The organism is Bradyrhizobium barranii subsp. barranii, assembly GCF_017565645.3.
Lineage (GTDB): Bacteria > Pseudomonadota > Alphaproteobacteria > Rhizobiales > Xanthobacteraceae > Bradyrhizobium > Bradyrhizobium barranii.
Genome location: NZ_CP086136.1, coordinates 1,364,889 through 1,378,979 on the forward strand (window position 1 = coordinate 1,364,889; position 14,091 = coordinate 1,378,979).

The following is a 14,091-nucleotide window of genomic DNA, read 5'->3' on the forward strand; positions in this document are numbered from 1 at the left end:
TGATGGTTCCGCGGCAGTACGGCGCAGATAAGGACGACCCGTTCATCCGCGGTTCAGCCACTCCAGCAGCTCTGCGTTGATCTCGCGCGGATAGGTGTGGCTGAGGTCGTCGATCTCGCGATAGGTGACATCGGCGCCGGCGGCGGAGAGGGCCGCCTGCGTCTGGCGCGCGGTCTGTACCGGAAACATCCAGTCGAGCTTGCCGTGGGTGATGAAGATCGGCAGCCCCTGCAGGCGCACGGCGTCCGCCATCTCCGCCATCAGCGGATGGAAGGTCGCCGACACCGGCGCGAGATGCGTGAAGGGCGAGGCGCCGTCGAACCCGGTGACGTAGCAGAAGGTGCCGCCGTCACTCATGCCGGTCAGCAGCAGGCGCGAACCGTCGACGGTCCAGCGGCTGCGCACCGTGTCGAGAATGCGCATGAGGTTCGGCGTGTCGCTATCGTCGCCCATCAGCGCCCATGTCGGGCCGGTCGCGGTCGGCGCCACCAGGATCGCGCCAAGGCTGCGGGCATCGCGCAGCCAGCTCCAGAGAAAACCGCGGCCGTTGCCGCTGCCGCCATGCAGCGCCATCACCAGCGGCATGGCGCGCTCCGGCGAGTAATATTCTGGCACATAGACCGAGAAGCCGCCGCGGCTGCCGGGCTCGTTGTGGTCGTGGAAGATGCCGGTGAGTTCGCCCGCGCCGGCTTCCAGCCGCGCCAGCAGATCGTCATTCTCGCGATTGGCGGCGTTGAGGAAGAAGCTGCTCACCGGCGGAAACTGGGTCGACAGCGGGTACAGCGCCTCCTGCGCACGAGGCAGATGGCGCAGCGCGCGGAAGACCGCGACGAGATCGCCATTGCCGCGCTCGACCTCGCGTATGCCGGCAAAGGCGGCGAGCGTCTCGTTGCAGGCGCGGTCGAGCCGCTCGCGCAGCTCGGCGAACTGCTCGGGCCAGGCGCCGATCGCAGCGTGCGCCGCCTGCAGCGCCGCGTCGGGCGCGCCGATCGCATTCATCACCGAGGCAAAGGCCGGCGGATGCAGATTCCGGGTGAAGAAGCCGAGTGCTTCCAGCGCGTTGAGCAGCGGCGGCAGCACGGTCACGATGTCGTCAACGACGGCCTCGGTCATCGCCGCTTCCTTGCGTCAGTTCGGTGGTGTCAGTGCAGCTTCGGCGCTTTCAGCAGCTTGAAGCGGTCGGTCGACGTCACCGTGACGTCGAAGGTGACACCTTCATGATGCACGGTCAGCGGCACGTCGACGCCGGCGGCGCCGAGCGCCCACATCTTCTTGTAGAAGGCGGTCTGGCTCGTCACCTCCTCGCCGTCCACTGCAAGGATGACATCGCCGGTCTTCAGCTCCGCGCGCGCGGCCGGGCCATTGGTGGAGATCCCGATCACCACCAGGCGGTTGTCGATTTCGGTCGAATAGAGCCCGAGCCAGGGGCGCGACGGCTTATTGACGCGGCCGAATTTGCGCAGATCGTCGAGCACCGGCTTCAACAGGTCGATCGGCACGATCATGTTGACGTGCTCGGCCTTGCCGTCGCGTTCGCGCTCGAGCTGGAGCGAGCCGATGCCGATCAGCTCCCCGCGCTCGTTGAGCAGCGCTGTGCCGCCCCAGTTCGGATGCGCGGGATAGGTGAAGACCGCCTCGTCCAGCAGATATTCCCAATAGCCGGCGAATTCCTGCTTGGCCACGATCTGGCTCGCGACCGATCGGGTGCGCCCGCCGGCGCCGCCGACCACGACGCGGTCGCCGACCCTTGTTTTCGCCGAGTTGCCGAGCGGCAAGGGTTCGACGTCGAGGTGGCCGAGCGCCTGCACGAGGCCGAAGCCGGTGACGGAATCGAAACCGAGCGCATGCCCCTCGACGACGCGCCCGTCGGCGAGATGCAGCCACACCGATTCCGCCTCGGTAATGAGGTAGCCGATGGTCAGCACCAGCCCGTTGTCGATCACGACGCCGTTGCCGGCGCGTTCGGTGCCCAGCGTTTCGGCACTGAAGGCGTCGGGCGGGATGATGGCGTGCAGGCCGACGACGGACGCCAGCGAGCGGTCGAGATCGAAACCGTAATCGCTCGCGCGCGGCTGATTGGCCGGCGGCACTCTCCATTCGGTCAGGGCGGGCATGGAGTTCTCCTGGCTGAGAGCATTGCTCCGCCTTGGCCGGCGGAACGACGCGCGAAGCACCCATAATTTAGGCTGGAGGAGGCCGTCTTGAAAGCCTCGTTCCCAACTATTCCGGAGATCGCCGCGTGAAATCTTCGACAGGCACAGGACGCCCGCACAGGTGGCAAGCGGCCGCGCGATCCAGCACCGGCCGCATGGCTGCTGTCCCGCGACGTGCTAGGCGGGGTGCAATGAAGCTGCTAACCATTGCCGCTTCGTTTGACCAAGAGATCACGGACCGAAGCATGGATAACCGCAGCGACATCTGGCGTGGCGTCGACACGATCAAGGCGCGTTTCATCGACCTCAGCGACAGGGTCTGGGGCATGCCCGAGGTGTGCTACACCGAGGCGCGGTCCGCCGCCGAGCATCTCGCCGAGCTGCGCCACCAGGGTTTCCGTATCACCGAGAACGTCGCGGGCATCCCGACCGCGGTGATGGGCGAGTGGGGTGAGGGCGGTCCGGTCATTGCCTTCATGGGTGAATATGACGCGTTGCCGGGCCTCAGCCAGGAGGCCGGCGTCGCCGAGCACCGTCCGGTTGAGACCGGCGGCCATGGCCACGGTTGCGGCCACAATCTGCTTGGTTCCGCGGCGCTGCTCGCCGCGACCGCGATGAAGGACTGGCTCGCCGAGAACAAGGTGCCCGGCCGCGTTCGCTATTACGGTTGCCCGGCGGAAGAGGGCGGCGCAGCCAAGGCCTTCATGGTGCGCTCGGGCGCGTTTGAAGACGCCGACATCGCCATCACCTGGCATCCGCACAGCTTCTGGGAAGTCGCGGTGACGCCGTCGCTCGCCAACACGCGCGCGGATTTCATCTTCACCGGCCGCACGTCGCATGCGGCGGCTTCGCCGCATCTCGGCCGCTCTGCGCTCGACGCGGTGGAGCTGATGAATGTCGGCGTGAACTACATGCGCGAGCACATGCCGAGCGACGCGCGCGTGCATTATGCCCTGCTCGACACCGGTGGCATCGCCCCCAACGTGGTGCAGGCGCATGCGCGCGTGCGCTATTCGATCCGCGCCCGCGATCTGCCCGGCATGAACGAGCTGGTCGGACGCGTCAGCAAGATCGCAGAAGGCGCAGCGTTGATGACCGAGACCAAGGTCGAGATGAAGATCATCTCCGCGGTCTCCAACATCCTGCCGAATACGCCGCTGGAGCAGGCCTTGCACCGGGTGATGGAAGAGCTGGGGCCGCCGCATTTCGACGACGCCGACAAGGCCTTTGCCAGCCAGATCCGCGCCACGCTGAGCGACAAGGACATCGCGTCGGTCTATTACGCGATCGGCATGGAGCCGACTGATCGGCCGCTGGCCGACTTCCTGGTGCCGCTCGATGCCAAGCGCAACCCGCTGGTCGGCTCGACCGACGTCGGCGACGTGAGCTGGGTGGTGCCGACCGTGCAGGTTCACGCACCCACGGTTGCAATCGGCACGCCGTTCCACACCTGGCAGGTGGTGGCGCAGGGCAAGAGCGGACACGCTCATAAGGCCATGGTGCAGGCGGCCAAGGCGATGGCCGGGATCGGCATCAAGGCGTTGACGGATCCGGAGCTGATCAAGGCCGCGAAAGCGGACTTGCAGAAGCGGACCGCCAAGACACCTTACGTCTGTCCGCTGCCGGACCACGTCGCGCCGCCGCTGACCATGTCCGTGGCGTAGAATTTCGCCTCGATACTTCGTCTGATGCCGCGAACAAATTTTCCGCAGTGCAACGTGGATTCCGGCGCGATTTAGCGCCGGATTGCCGAACGCTTGGGCTGCGGAACAGAGTTTTGCCCAACAGACAGCCAGAACACCGTTTGCATACACATGGTCGCAGTTGACGCGCGGCCTATTCGGTGTGCCATCTACCGCCAGCAAAACCCGGCGGCCGCGGTGCGGCTGCCTGCATCCATACGGTAACCAGACGGGGGACAACCATGCTGGATAAAGAACTGCGTTCGATGATCGGTGACGTGAAGGACGGCCGGATGGACCGCCGTGCCTTCATCATGCGTATGGCCGCGGTCGGCCTCACCGCACCCCTCGCCAACCAGATCCTCGCGCTCGGCGGCGTCGCCATGGCGGAAGGTGCCCAGACCTACAAGCCGACCAAGCGCGGCGGCGGCGGTGCGCTGAAGCTGCTGTGGTGGCAGGGGCCGACCCTGCTCAATCCGCATTTCGCCACCGGCACCAAGGACCAGGACGGCGCGCGCCTGTTCTACGAGCCCCTCGCTTGTTGGGATCCCGACGGCAACATGAAGCTGGTTCTGGCGGCCGAAATTCCCTCGATCCAGAACGGCGGCCTCGCCGCCGACGGCAAGTCGGTGACCTGGAAGCTCAAACCAGGCGTCAAATGGCATGACGGCAAGCCGTTCACCGCCGATGACGTCGTGTTCAACTGGGAATATGCCAGGGATCCGGCGACCTCCGCCCTGACCATCGCGACGCTCCGCGACATCACGGTCGAGAAGGTGGATGACCTCACGGTTCGCATCCTCTTTAACAAGCCGACGCCGTTCTGGGCCGACGCCTTTGTCGGGGCTCCCAACACCATCATCCCCAAACATTTGTTCGCCGACTACAAGGGGTCCAAATCGCGGGAAGCCCCCACCAACCTCTCGCCGGTCGGCACTGGCCCTTACAAGTTCGTCGAGTTCAAGCCGGGCGATCTCGTCCGCGGCCAGCTCAATCCCGATTACCACATGCCGAACCGGCCTTATTTCGACACGGTCGAGATGAAGGGCGGCGGCGACGCCGTCTCTGCGGCGCGCGCGGTGATCCAGACCGGCGAATATGATTTCGGATGGAACATCCAGGTCGAGGACGACGTGCTGCTGCGCCTCGAAAAGGGCGGCAAGGGCAAGACCGTTTATGCCGTGGGCGGCGACACTGAATTCATCGCGCTCAACTTCACCGATCCGAACACCGAGGTCGATGGCGAGCGCTCCTCGATGAAGACCAAGCATCCGCTGTTCTCCGATCCGGCGGTACGCAAGGCGCTGTCGATGCTGGTCGACCGCGAGTCCATCAAGAAGGCGATCTACGGCCGCGCCGGCCGCACCACCGCCAACTTCCTCAACGGTCCCGAGAAGTTCGTCTCCAAGAACACGACCTGGGAATTCAGCATCGAGAAGGCCTCGAAGCTGCTCGACGACGCCGGCTGGAAGCCCGGCGCGGATGGCATCCGCGAGAAGGACGGCAAGAAGCTGAAGCTTCTGTACCAGACCTCGATCAACGGACCGCGTCAGAAGACCCAGGCGATCGTCAAGCAGGCCTGTCAGAAGGCCGGCATCGACGTCGAGCTGAAGTCGGTGGTGGCGTCCGTGTTCTTCTCCTCCGATGTCGCCAACCCCGACACCTACGCGCATTTCTACGCCGATCTCCAGATGTTCCAGATCCCGCTGAGCCAGCCGGATCCGTCTCAGCATATGCGCCGCTATCTGTCGACCAACGTCGCCACGAAGGAGAACAAGTGGCAGGGCACGAACTTCCCGCGCTGGGTCAACAAGGACTATGACGCAGCGATCGAAGCAGCCGAAGGCGAAATGGATCCGGTCAAGCGCGCGGCGCACTATATCAAGGCCAACGACCTCATGTTCCAGGACACCGTGTTCATCCCGGCGCAGCATCGCCTAAAGGTGGAAGCGGCAGCCAACAATCTGCGCCCGATCATCAGCGGCTGGGCCAACGAAACCGACAATCTGCACGATTGGTACCGCGAGGAATGATCCCCCAGCTCTAGACGGGGTCTTTCCCTATGAGTCAGTACGTCCTGCGTCGCCTCCTGATCGCGATTCCGAGTCTTCTCGGAATCTCGGTTGTGCTGTTTGTCGTGCTGGCGCTTGCGCCAGGCGATCCGTTCTCGGAACTGGCGACGAACCCGAACGTCCCGCCCGAGGTGCAGGCCGCACTTCGGGCCAAGTTCGGCCTCGACGATCCGATCCACCTCCGTTACCTGCACTGGCTCAACGCCATGCTGCACGGTGACTGGGGGTTCTCCTTCGTCAGCCGGATGAATGTCGACACGCTGATCCTCCAGCGTCTGCCGGCGACGCTCTACGTGATCGGCTCGGCGCAGATCCTGGCGCTGTTGATTGCGATCCCCGTCGGTGTCTATGCGGCGACAAAGCCCTATTCGCTGTTCGACCAGATCGCCAACACGCTCGCCTTCGTCGGTTTCTCGCTGCCGACCTTCTTCACCGGCATCCTGTTCATCCTGATCTTCTCGGTCACGCTGGACTGGCTGCCTTTCGTCTATACGACCGACATCAAGGGCACCGGCATCCATTGGGTGCTGGAGATGATCCGGCAGGCGATCATGCCGGTGGCGGTGCTCGGTCTGTTTCAGGCGGCGTCGATGACGCGTTTCGTTCGCTCGGCGATGCTCGACGTGATCCGGCTCGACTATGTCACCACGGCGCGCGCCAAGGGGCTTGGGCAGGCCACGGTCATCGTCAAGCACGTCATGCGCAACGCCATGATCCCGGTCGTCACCCTGATTGCGTTGCAGATGCCGGCCGTGTTCGGCGGCGCCATCGTCACCGAGCAGATCTTCCGCATCCCCGGCATCGGCTCGCTGCTGATCTCCTCCATCCTTTCCAACGACACGCCGGTGGTGATGGCCGTTACCTTTGTCTTCGCGTGCCTCGTCGTGCTGTTCAATCTCATCGCGGACGTCCTTTATGGCTGGCTTGACCCTCGCATCTCCCTCCGCTGAGCGGCGCGTCTACTCGCCCTGGCGCGAGATGTGGCGGCGCTACAGCCGCCACAAGCTCGCCGTGGTCAGTGCGTTTCTGCTCCTCATTCTGATCCTGGCGGTGGTGGCCGGCCCCTTCGTCTGGCGGGTCAAGATCGACGACATCGATATCGTGGCGGGCATGCAGGGGCCGTCGCTGGCCCATCCGTTCGGCACCGACGATCTCGGGCAGGACATCCTGGCGCGCATGATCTATGGCGGGCGCATCTCGCTCGCGGTCGGCCTTGCCGCGATGCTGGTCTCGGTCTTCATCGGTGTCCTGATCGGCGCGCTCGCCGGCACGTCGCGCGGCGCGCTCGGCCACGGCCTGATGTGGCTCACCGATCTCTTCCTGTCCCTGCCGCAACTGCCGCTGCTGCTGCTGCTGATCTATCTCTTCCGCGACGGGCTGAAGCAGATGTTTGGTCCCGAAGGCGGCATCTTCATCCTGATCGTGCTCGTGATCGGCGGCTTGCGCTGGATGCCGGTCGCGCGGCTGGTGCGCGCGCAGTTCCTGTCGATCCGCGAGAAGGAGTTCGTCGAGGCCGCCCGTGCGCTCGGCGCAAGTCCGGTGCGCCAGGTGGTGCGGCACATCCTGCCCAATGCGCTCGGTCCCGTGATCATCGCCGGCACCATCGACGTGGCTGCCGCCATCATCGCGGAATCGACGCTGTCCTTCCTCGGCCTCGGCTTTCCGCCGGATACGCCAACCTGGGGCCGGCTCTTGTACGACGCCAAGGATTTCCTCGACATCGGCCCGCACTGGGCGCTGTTCCCGGGCGGCGCGATCTTCATCGCGGTGGTCGCCATCAACTTCATCGGCGACGGCCTGCGTGACGCGCTCGATGCGCGACGGGTGATCTGATGGCGCCGCTGCTGGAAATCAAAGGGCTGAAAACCCACTTCTCGACCGACGACGGCATCCTGCAGGCCGTCGACGGTGTCGACATCTCCATCAACAAGGGCGAGACGCTCTGTGTCGTCGGCGAATCCGGCTGCGGCAAGACCGTGACCGCGATGTCGATCCTGAAGCTGATCGCCATGCCGCCGGGCCGTATCGCGGCGGGCCAGATCATCTTCGAGGGCCGCGATCTCGTGCCGCTGACGAGCCGTCAGCTCGACGAGATCAGGGCCAAGGAGATCGGCTTCATCTTCCAGGAGCCGATGACCTCGCTCAATCCGGTGCTCACCATCGGCGAGCAGATCGCCGAGAGCCTGCGCCGCCATGAAGCGGTGACGAAGAAGCAGGCGCTCGAGCGCACCATCGAGATGCTGAAGCTGGTGCAGATCCCCAACGCCGAAGGCCGCGTGCACAACTATCCGCACCAGTTCTCAGGCGGCATGCGCCAGCGCGTGATGATCGCGATGGCGCTTGCCTGCAGGCCGAAGCTGATTATCGCCGACGAGCCCACCACCGCGCTCGACGTCACCATCCAGGCGCAGATCCTCGACCTCCTGCAGGACATGAAGGAGCGCTTCGGCATGGCGGTGATGCTGATCACCCACGCCATGGGCGTCGTCGCCGAGACCGCGCAGCGCGTCGTCGTGATGTATGCCGGCAAGGTGGTGGAGGAAGCGCTCGTCGACGACCTCTTCGGCAATCCCGGCCACCCCTACACCCAGGGGCTGATCCGCTCGATCCCGCGCATCGATCTCGACAGCGAGCACAAGACAAGGCTCGAAGCGATCGGCGGCTCGGTGCCGATCCTGATCAATCCGCCGGTCGGTTGCCGCTTCGCCCCGCGCTGCAAGTTTGCCATGAACGTCTGCACCGAGAAGGAGCCGCTGCTGCGCGAGATCGCGCCCGGCCACCGCATGGCCTGTCATTTGGGAGATACGCAGTTGGGAGGCACGGCATGACCGAGCCCTTGCTCCGCGTCAGCGGCCTGAAGAAATATTTCCCCGTGCACGGCGGCCTGTTGTCGCGCCAGGTCGGCAGCGTCTATGCGGTCGACGGGGTCTCGTTCTCGGTCAACCGAGGCGAGACGCTCGGCCTCGTCGGCGAATCCGGCTGCGGCAAATCCACCACCGGCCGCTGCGTACTGCGCCTGATCGAGCCGACCGACGGCGAGGTCGTGTTCGACGGCCAGGACGTGCGCCAGCTCAGCGGCAATGATTTGCGCGCGATGCGGCGGAACATGCAGCTGGTGTTCCAGGATCCGTTCGCCTCGCTCAATCCGCGCATGACGGTCGGCGCCATCCTTGGTGAGGCCCTGATCATCCATAAGCTCGGGTCGTCGGCCAAGGAGCGCGAGGAGCGGGTCGCCAGCCTGCTCGTGAAGGTCGGCCTCAAGGCCGAGCACATGCGCCGCTACCCGCACGAATTCTCGGGCGGCCAACGCCAGCGCATCGTGATCGCGCGGGCGCTCGCGGTCGAGCCGAAGCTGATCGTCTGCGACGAGCCGGTGTCCGCGCTCGACGTGTCGATCCAGGCGCAGGTGATCAATCTGCTGGAGGATCTCCAGGCGGAGCTGAACCTCACCTATCTGTTCGTCGCGCACGACCTGTCGGTGGTCGAGCACATCTCCGACCGCGTCGCCGTGATGTATCTCGGCCGGATCGTCGAGCTGGCGAAAGCGAGCGATCTCTACCGCAATCCGCAGCATCCCTACACCAGGGCGCTGTTGTCGGCGGTGCCGGTGCCCGATCCCAAGCTCAAGCGTGATCGCATTCGCCTCAAGGGCGACGTGCCGAGCCCCATGAAGCCGCCATCCGGCTGCCACTTCCACACCCGCTGCCCGATCGCCCAGCCGCGCTGCGCGGAAAGCGCACCCGAGTTGAAGGAAGGGGCGGGCGGGCACTTCGTGGCGTGCCACCTCGCCTGACGTCGCGCGAGGCGGTGCGCCCGTTCATCCGTCCCTGAGCAGGCCGTGCGCCGAAAGGGCCTGCCGGAAAGCCTCCACCGACGTGTGATGATGCGCGAAGAGGCCCGCTTCTCGCGCGCCGGTGACATTTGCCGCGAGGTCGTCGACGAACAGAACGGTCTGCGGCGTCGCCTGCAGCTCCGACAGGCAGAGGCGATAGCAGCGCGGGTCCGGCTTGGCCGCCTTGAACCGGGCCGAGGTGTAGATGCGGGAGCCGAACAGCGTACGCAATTCCGGCAGCAGCGTGTCGATATGGTCGGCGACCAGCGTGGTATTGTTGGTCAGGACGGCAACATCGATGGTCTCATGCAGGCGGCGCGCAATCTCCAGCATCGCGCGATCGGCCTTCATCGAACGGCGGCGTGCCTCCACCCACTCATCGAGCGACAGGGGATAGCCGATGCGCTCGCCAAATCCCCGCAAATAGTCGGCGGCATCGAGCGTGCCGGAGTCGCCGAGAAGCTCGAATCCGCTCTCCCAGATCGCCTTGTAGACGAACTCACTGGTGGTCCCCGCAAGCTCCGCCAGAAACGCGACGCGCCTTCCTCTGTCGTATTCGCAGAGGACATTGTCCATGTCAAAGAGGACAAGCTTGATCTCGTCAGGCACGGGAACGCTCCCGGCCGGACCGAAACATCCGGCCGTGCTCAAAGTCATATCCCACTGGAACACCGGCGACAAATCCGGGCGCAAAGGCCGAACGTTGCGATACTGGTGTCGAGCGTAGCAGCTTCATGGCTACGAGGTGCGGCGGCGGGCCAGTTGATGCAGCACCGTGTCGATGGTCGGGACCGCACCGGTCTCGCGGAGCCAATTGTCGGCCAGCTCCCTCAGTTCGCCCGGCGTCAAGCCGAACTTGCGGCGGAATGCGCGAATGAAGGTGGAATCGCTGCTGAAGCGCATGCCGACGGCGAGGTCGATCAGCCGCGTGTCCTCCGCGGACGGCGATATCAGCTGGCGGAAAGCGAGATTGAGGCGCTGCTCCCTCACATAGTGCGAGAGCCCGCCATCCGCCTCGAACAGCCGATAGAGGGTCGCGCGCGAAATCTGGAAGTGGCGGCACAACTCGTCTGCGGTGAGCGCGTCGGTCTCGAGATTGTCCGCGATGCGGCGCTTGATCATCGCAAGATAAAGATGCCGCTCGGCGCGTTCGACTCCGGCCGCAATGTCGGCGGTCCCGCCGGCGGCCGCGGCAACGATGTCGGCGATCGCTTCGATCGTGGCCTCGGCGCTGCCCGCCTCGGGCTCGGGTGGCAGCGTAAGCGCCGCGTAATGGCTGGCAAGCAGGCGCGTATGAGGATGGTTTGACGGCAGCAAGGTTGCCGTCGCCGAATCCGGATGAGCAAGCCGTGGTGCCAGCATGGCGCGTTGCAGGATGATCGCCATCAGGCGGGTGCGACTGCCGCCGCCGCGCAACACCGTCCGGTTCGGCTGCGCCATGTCGATCAGGCAGATGGCGCCGGGCCCCATCGTCACCTCGCGCCGGCCGGAGCTGAACCGCATCTCGCCTTCGACACACAAGGTGATCTGAAAGTGATCCATCGCACCGCGGGCGACGTGTGCAGGCGTCCGGTCGTATTCCTGATCGGTCGCGCGCGTATCGACCAGCAACGCATTGCGGGTCATCATCGTCACGGTGGTGACATGGAAGTCGTCCTCCGTGGTGAGCGGAACGACATCGCAGATGTCGGCCGTCATGGCGCGCAACTGTCTCAGCGCGTCCACCCCGCGCCCCGGGATGTCCGCCGGCATGGTCTCGTTCACGGCCGTCTCGTCTGCATTGCCCCACGATGAGGCCGTACCGCATGGACCCGATCGAAGAAGTCCGGCGGCCCCCCAACATCGCCTCGGGATGTAGCCATTCAGAAATCAGTGCGCAAGCGATGGTGGGCGGGATTTGGCGCGCGCCGATGCGCCGCATGTGCACACCGCGTTAGCCGCGCTTGCCTGCTACGCAGGAAAGGGCGGCGTTCGCTACGTCTGGCAGGATTCGTCACGCGCTCTTCGCGGGCCAGGGCACGACCTGTCCCGACATCACAATACGGTCGCGGCCGCTGTCCTTGGCGGCGTAGAGCGCGCGGTCGGCGCCGGCGACCAGCGTGTTGCAGTCCAGCGCGGTCTGAGATGGAAGGCTTGTCGCAGCGCCGATGCTTGCCGTAACCAGCCGGGAGGGCGGATTTTGCGCATGCAGCATGGCGAGGTCGTGCAGTGCCTCGCGAATCCCTTCGCCGACTTCGGCGCAACCATCCGGGCCCGTGTTCGGCAACAGAACGGCGAATTCCTCGCCGCCGTAGCGCGCCGCGAGGTCAGCCGGGCGCCTGGCCTGAGCGGACAGGATCCGGCCGAGTGCGCGCAGGCATCCGTCGCCCGCCTGATGTCCGTAATGATCGTTGAATTTCTTGAACTGATCGACGTCGATCAACAGGAGCGAGATCTGCGTGCCGTCGCGCCGGGCGCGCGCCCATTCTTCCGCGAGGCGTTCGTCGAACGCGCGGCGGTTGGCAAGGCCGGTCAGGCCATCGGTGGTCGCGAGCGATGCCAGTTTGTCCTGCAAGTCCTTCTGCTCGGTCATGTCGCGCACGACCGCGACGACACCGTCGACTTCGCCGCTGTCGGAGGCACGGGTCACGTGCAAGGCCGCCTCGGCCCAGATATCGCCCTTGTCGCGATGGCGCTGTCGATAGACGAACCGCGCTTCCTCGGCCTCGCCGTTCTTCAGCGCTGCGATGGCCTGCTCGACCCGCTCCATGTCGTCCGCGTGGATACCGGCCACCGCCGACGTGCCGAGCAGTTCCTCGGGAGACCAGCCGGTGATGCGCGCGCACGAGGGAGAGACGTAGAGCAGCCGGTTATCCAGCCCGATCCGGGATACCATGTCGCTGGATTGCTCGGCGAGCAGGCGGAAATGGGCTTCATTCGCGACCAGGGCCTGCGCCATTCGCTGCCGCTGCCAGAGCTGGCGGACCAGGTAGAAGCCGATCACCGCGATCAGCGCGACGAGGCCGAGCACGAAGACCGTGCGTACGGCTGCCGCGCGCCGCCAGGGCGCCAGCACGTCGTCCTGCGACTTGCTCGCCAGCACCATCAGCGGATAGCGGCTGCTGCGCTGGTAGTAGCTCAGCCGCTGCACGCCATCGAGCGGCGACTTGAAATAGTAGACCGCAGCCGCCGGACGGCTTTTCCATTCCCTGAACAGCGGCGCATTGGAGAGGTCGCGCCCGATGAAGGCGCCGCTCTCGTCGTGGCTGCGCGCCAGCATGATACCGGCGTCGTTGAGCAGCGATGCCGAGCCGTTCGACCCGACGTCGAAGCGCTCGTAGAATTTCGCGAAATAGGCGACGTCGATCGTGAGCAGCGCGACGCCGGCAAAGCTGCCGTCGGGGTGGTTGATCCGGCGTGACGCGGTGATGATCCACTGGCCGCCGGCGCGGCTCTTGATGGGCCGCCCGATCAGCGTGTCCTTCGCCGGGGAATCACGGTGCTGCCGGAAATATTCGCGATCGCTGTTGTTGAGCTTGGAGAAGTCGAGATGCTCGGTCGTAGCAAGCCATCGGCCGGTCTCGTCATAGACGAAGATGCCGCGGATGCGGTCCGATGATTTGCGGGTCGGCAGGTAAGTCTGGAGCTTCGCGATCGTGTCCGGGCCGGTCCCGTCGAGTTCGAGGCGATGGACCAGTCCGACCAGGATCGTATCGGCAAGCTCGAACGTGTCGTCCGCGTGCTGGACCAGGGAATGCGCGAGGTTGGCGACGTCGATCTCGGCATTCCTGAGATCGGCGTTGTGCGTTTCCCATTCGCGCCAGACACTCAAGCCGAGGATCGCTACGCAGATCAGCACGACGAATCCGCCCGCCCAGAGCGGAAGACGCGTCTTGCCGAGTTCGCGGTCCGTGACCATCGGCTTGCTCCAAATCGGAGCAAAGCTCTCACTTTGGTCTTAACGGCCTGTTGCAACTTCCGCGATGATTTTGCGCGTCCGTAGTCAGCCGGAGGAGATCGTCGATATTTTGATCGACTCTCATCGTCGGATGTTAACCACGCCGCCGCGGCATGATGTTTCGCGCGGCGTCTGCCGCGTCAGTCCATCAGCGTGAAGCCGACGCGCAGCGTCACCTGGTAGTGGCGGACGGCACCATTCTCGATGTGACCGCGTGTCTGCACCACCTCGAACCATTTCATTTCGCGAACGGTCTTGGCGGCGCGGCTGATCGCATTCTTGATCGCATCCTCGATGGAGGTTTCGGATGATCCGACCAGCTCCAGGATCTTGTAGACGTGATCCGTCTCGGCTGTGGGCATGGTACGTCTCCCTCGTTTGCGCTGCGGCACCACCGCCACCCGCTCTCATTTGA

The 14,091-nt window shown here is 65.1% G+C and carries 12 protein-coding genes; 6 read left to right on the top strand and 6 right to left on the bottom strand.

Translation table 11 applies throughout. The annotated features are described in order from the left end of the window. Nucleotides 1-42 precede the first annotated feature (42 nt). On the bottom strand, nucleotides 43-1,113 hold the full coding sequence (locus tag J4G43_RS06695) for a carboxylesterase family protein (protein ID WP_208084314.1): 1,071 nt from the start codon (nucleotides 1,111-1,113) through the stop codon (nucleotides 43-45). Between the two features lie 29 nt (nucleotides 1,114-1,142). After that, on the bottom strand, nucleotides 1,143-2,114 hold the full coding sequence (locus J4G43_RS06700) for a S1C family serine protease (RefSeq protein ID WP_208084315.1): 972 nt from the start codon (nucleotides 2,112-2,114) through the stop codon (nucleotides 1,143-1,145). 284 nt (nucleotides 2,115-2,398) lie between these two features. On the opposite strand from J4G43_RS06700, the gene J4G43_RS06705 reads away from it, so the two are divergent. The 6 genes from J4G43_RS06705 (at nucleotide 2,399) to J4G43_RS06730 (ending at nucleotide 9,700) form a co-directional block, all read left to right on the top strand. Then, the gene (locus J4G43_RS06705; protein WP_208084316.1) at nucleotides 2,399-3,817 is read left to right on the top strand and encodes a M20 family metallopeptidase; all 1,419 of its coding nucleotides are present in this window, start codon (nucleotides 2,399-2,401) and stop codon (nucleotides 3,815-3,817) included. 260 nt (nucleotides 3,818-4,077) lie between these two features. Beyond that, nucleotides 4,078-5,868 carry a peptide ABC transporter substrate-binding protein gene (locus J4G43_RS06710; protein WP_071909319.1) on the top strand — a complete coding sequence of 597 codons (1,791 nt, stop codon included), beginning with the start codon at nucleotides 4,078-4,080 and terminating at the stop codon, nucleotides 5,866-5,868. Nucleotides 5,869-5,897: 29 nt separating this feature from the next. Next, nucleotides 5,898-6,857 (top strand): ABC transporter permease, encoded by a 960-nt coding sequence (locus tag J4G43_RS06715; RefSeq protein WP_063985816.1) that lies wholly within the window; start codon nucleotides 5,898-5,900, stop codon nucleotides 6,855-6,857. Continuing rightward, the gene (locus tag J4G43_RS06720; RefSeq protein WP_208084317.1) at nucleotides 6,823-7,740 is read left to right on the top strand and encodes an ABC transporter permease; all 918 of its coding nucleotides are present in this window, start codon (nucleotides 6,823-6,825) and stop codon (nucleotides 7,738-7,740) included. Before J4G43_RS06715 ends, J4G43_RS06720 begins: the two co-directional genes overlap by 35 nt. Beyond that, nucleotides 7,740-8,735 (top strand): ABC transporter ATP-binding protein, encoded by a 996-nt coding sequence (locus tag J4G43_RS06725; RefSeq protein WP_014491616.1) that lies wholly within the window; start codon nucleotides 7,740-7,742, stop codon nucleotides 8,733-8,735. The genes J4G43_RS06720 and J4G43_RS06725 overlap by 1 nt, the downstream gene beginning before the upstream one ends. Continuing rightward, a complete protein-coding gene (locus J4G43_RS06730; protein ID WP_208084318.1) occupies nucleotides 8,732-9,700 on the top strand; it encodes an ABC transporter ATP-binding protein in 969 nt (322 codons plus the stop codon). The genes J4G43_RS06725 and J4G43_RS06730 overlap by 4 nt, the downstream gene beginning before the upstream one ends. A 24-nt stretch (nucleotides 9,701-9,724) precedes the next feature. Here the strand turns inward: J4G43_RS06730 and J4G43_RS06735 are convergent, their stop codons facing one another. The 4 genes from J4G43_RS06735 to J4G43_RS06750 form a co-directional block, all read right to left on the bottom strand. Then, nucleotides 9,725-10,348: an HAD family hydrolase gene (locus J4G43_RS06735; protein WP_225004697.1), complete on the bottom strand. Its 624-nt coding sequence runs from the start codon at nucleotides 10,346-10,348 to the stop codon at nucleotides 9,725-9,727. A gap of 129 nt (nucleotides 10,349-10,477) precedes the next feature. Continuing rightward, complete coding sequence (locus J4G43_RS06740) at nucleotides 10,478-11,503, bottom strand: helix-turn-helix domain-containing protein (protein ID WP_208084320.1); 1,026 nt, start codon at nucleotides 11,501-11,503, stop codon at nucleotides 10,478-10,480. A gap of 229 nt (nucleotides 11,504-11,732) precedes the next feature. After that, entirely contained in the window at nucleotides 11,733-13,637 is a 1,905-nt protein-coding gene (locus J4G43_RS06745) for a sensor domain-containing diguanylate cyclase (protein ID WP_208084321.1), read from the bottom strand. Between the two features lie 179 nt (nucleotides 13,638-13,816). Continuing rightward, complete coding sequence (locus tag J4G43_RS06750; RefSeq protein WP_063985811.1) at nucleotides 13,817-14,038, bottom strand: dodecin; 222 nt, start codon at nucleotides 14,036-14,038, stop codon at nucleotides 13,817-13,819. Between the last annotated feature and the right edge of the window lie 53 nt (nucleotides 14,039-14,091).

Coding starts and splice junctions, on each gene's coding strand:
- J4G43_RS06695 (WP_208084314.1), bottom strand. CDS start 1,113: ATGACCGAGGCCGTCGTTGACGACATCGTGACCGTGCTGCCGCCGCTG.
- J4G43_RS06700 (WP_208084315.1), bottom strand. CDS start 2,114: ATGCCCGCCCTGACCGAATGGAGAGTGCCGCCGGCCAATCAGCCGCGC.
- J4G43_RS06705 (WP_208084316.1), top strand. CDS start 2,399: ATGGATAACCGCAGCGACATCTGGCGTGGCGTCGACACGATCAAGGCG.
- J4G43_RS06710 (WP_071909319.1), top strand. CDS start 4,078: ATGCTGGATAAAGAACTGCGTTCGATGATCGGTGACGTGAAGGACGGC.
- J4G43_RS06715 (WP_063985816.1), top strand. CDS start 5,898: ATGAGTCAGTACGTCCTGCGTCGCCTCCTGATCGCGATTCCGAGTCTT.
- J4G43_RS06720 (WP_208084317.1), top strand. CDS start 6,823: ATGGCTGGCTTGACCCTCGCATCTCCCTCCGCTGAGCGGCGCGTCTAC.
- J4G43_RS06725 (WP_014491616.1), top strand. CDS start 7,740: ATGGCGCCGCTGCTGGAAATCAAAGGGCTGAAAACCCACTTCTCGACC.
- J4G43_RS06730 (WP_208084318.1), top strand. CDS start 8,732: ATGACCGAGCCCTTGCTCCGCGTCAGCGGCCTGAAGAAATATTTCCCC.
- J4G43_RS06745 (WP_208084321.1), bottom strand. CDS start 13,637: ATGGTCACGGACCGCGAACTCGGCAAGACGCGTCTTCCGCTCTGGGCG.
- J4G43_RS06750 (WP_063985811.1), bottom strand. CDS start 14,038: ATGCCCACAGCCGAGACGGATCACGTCTACAAGATCCTGGAGCTGGTC.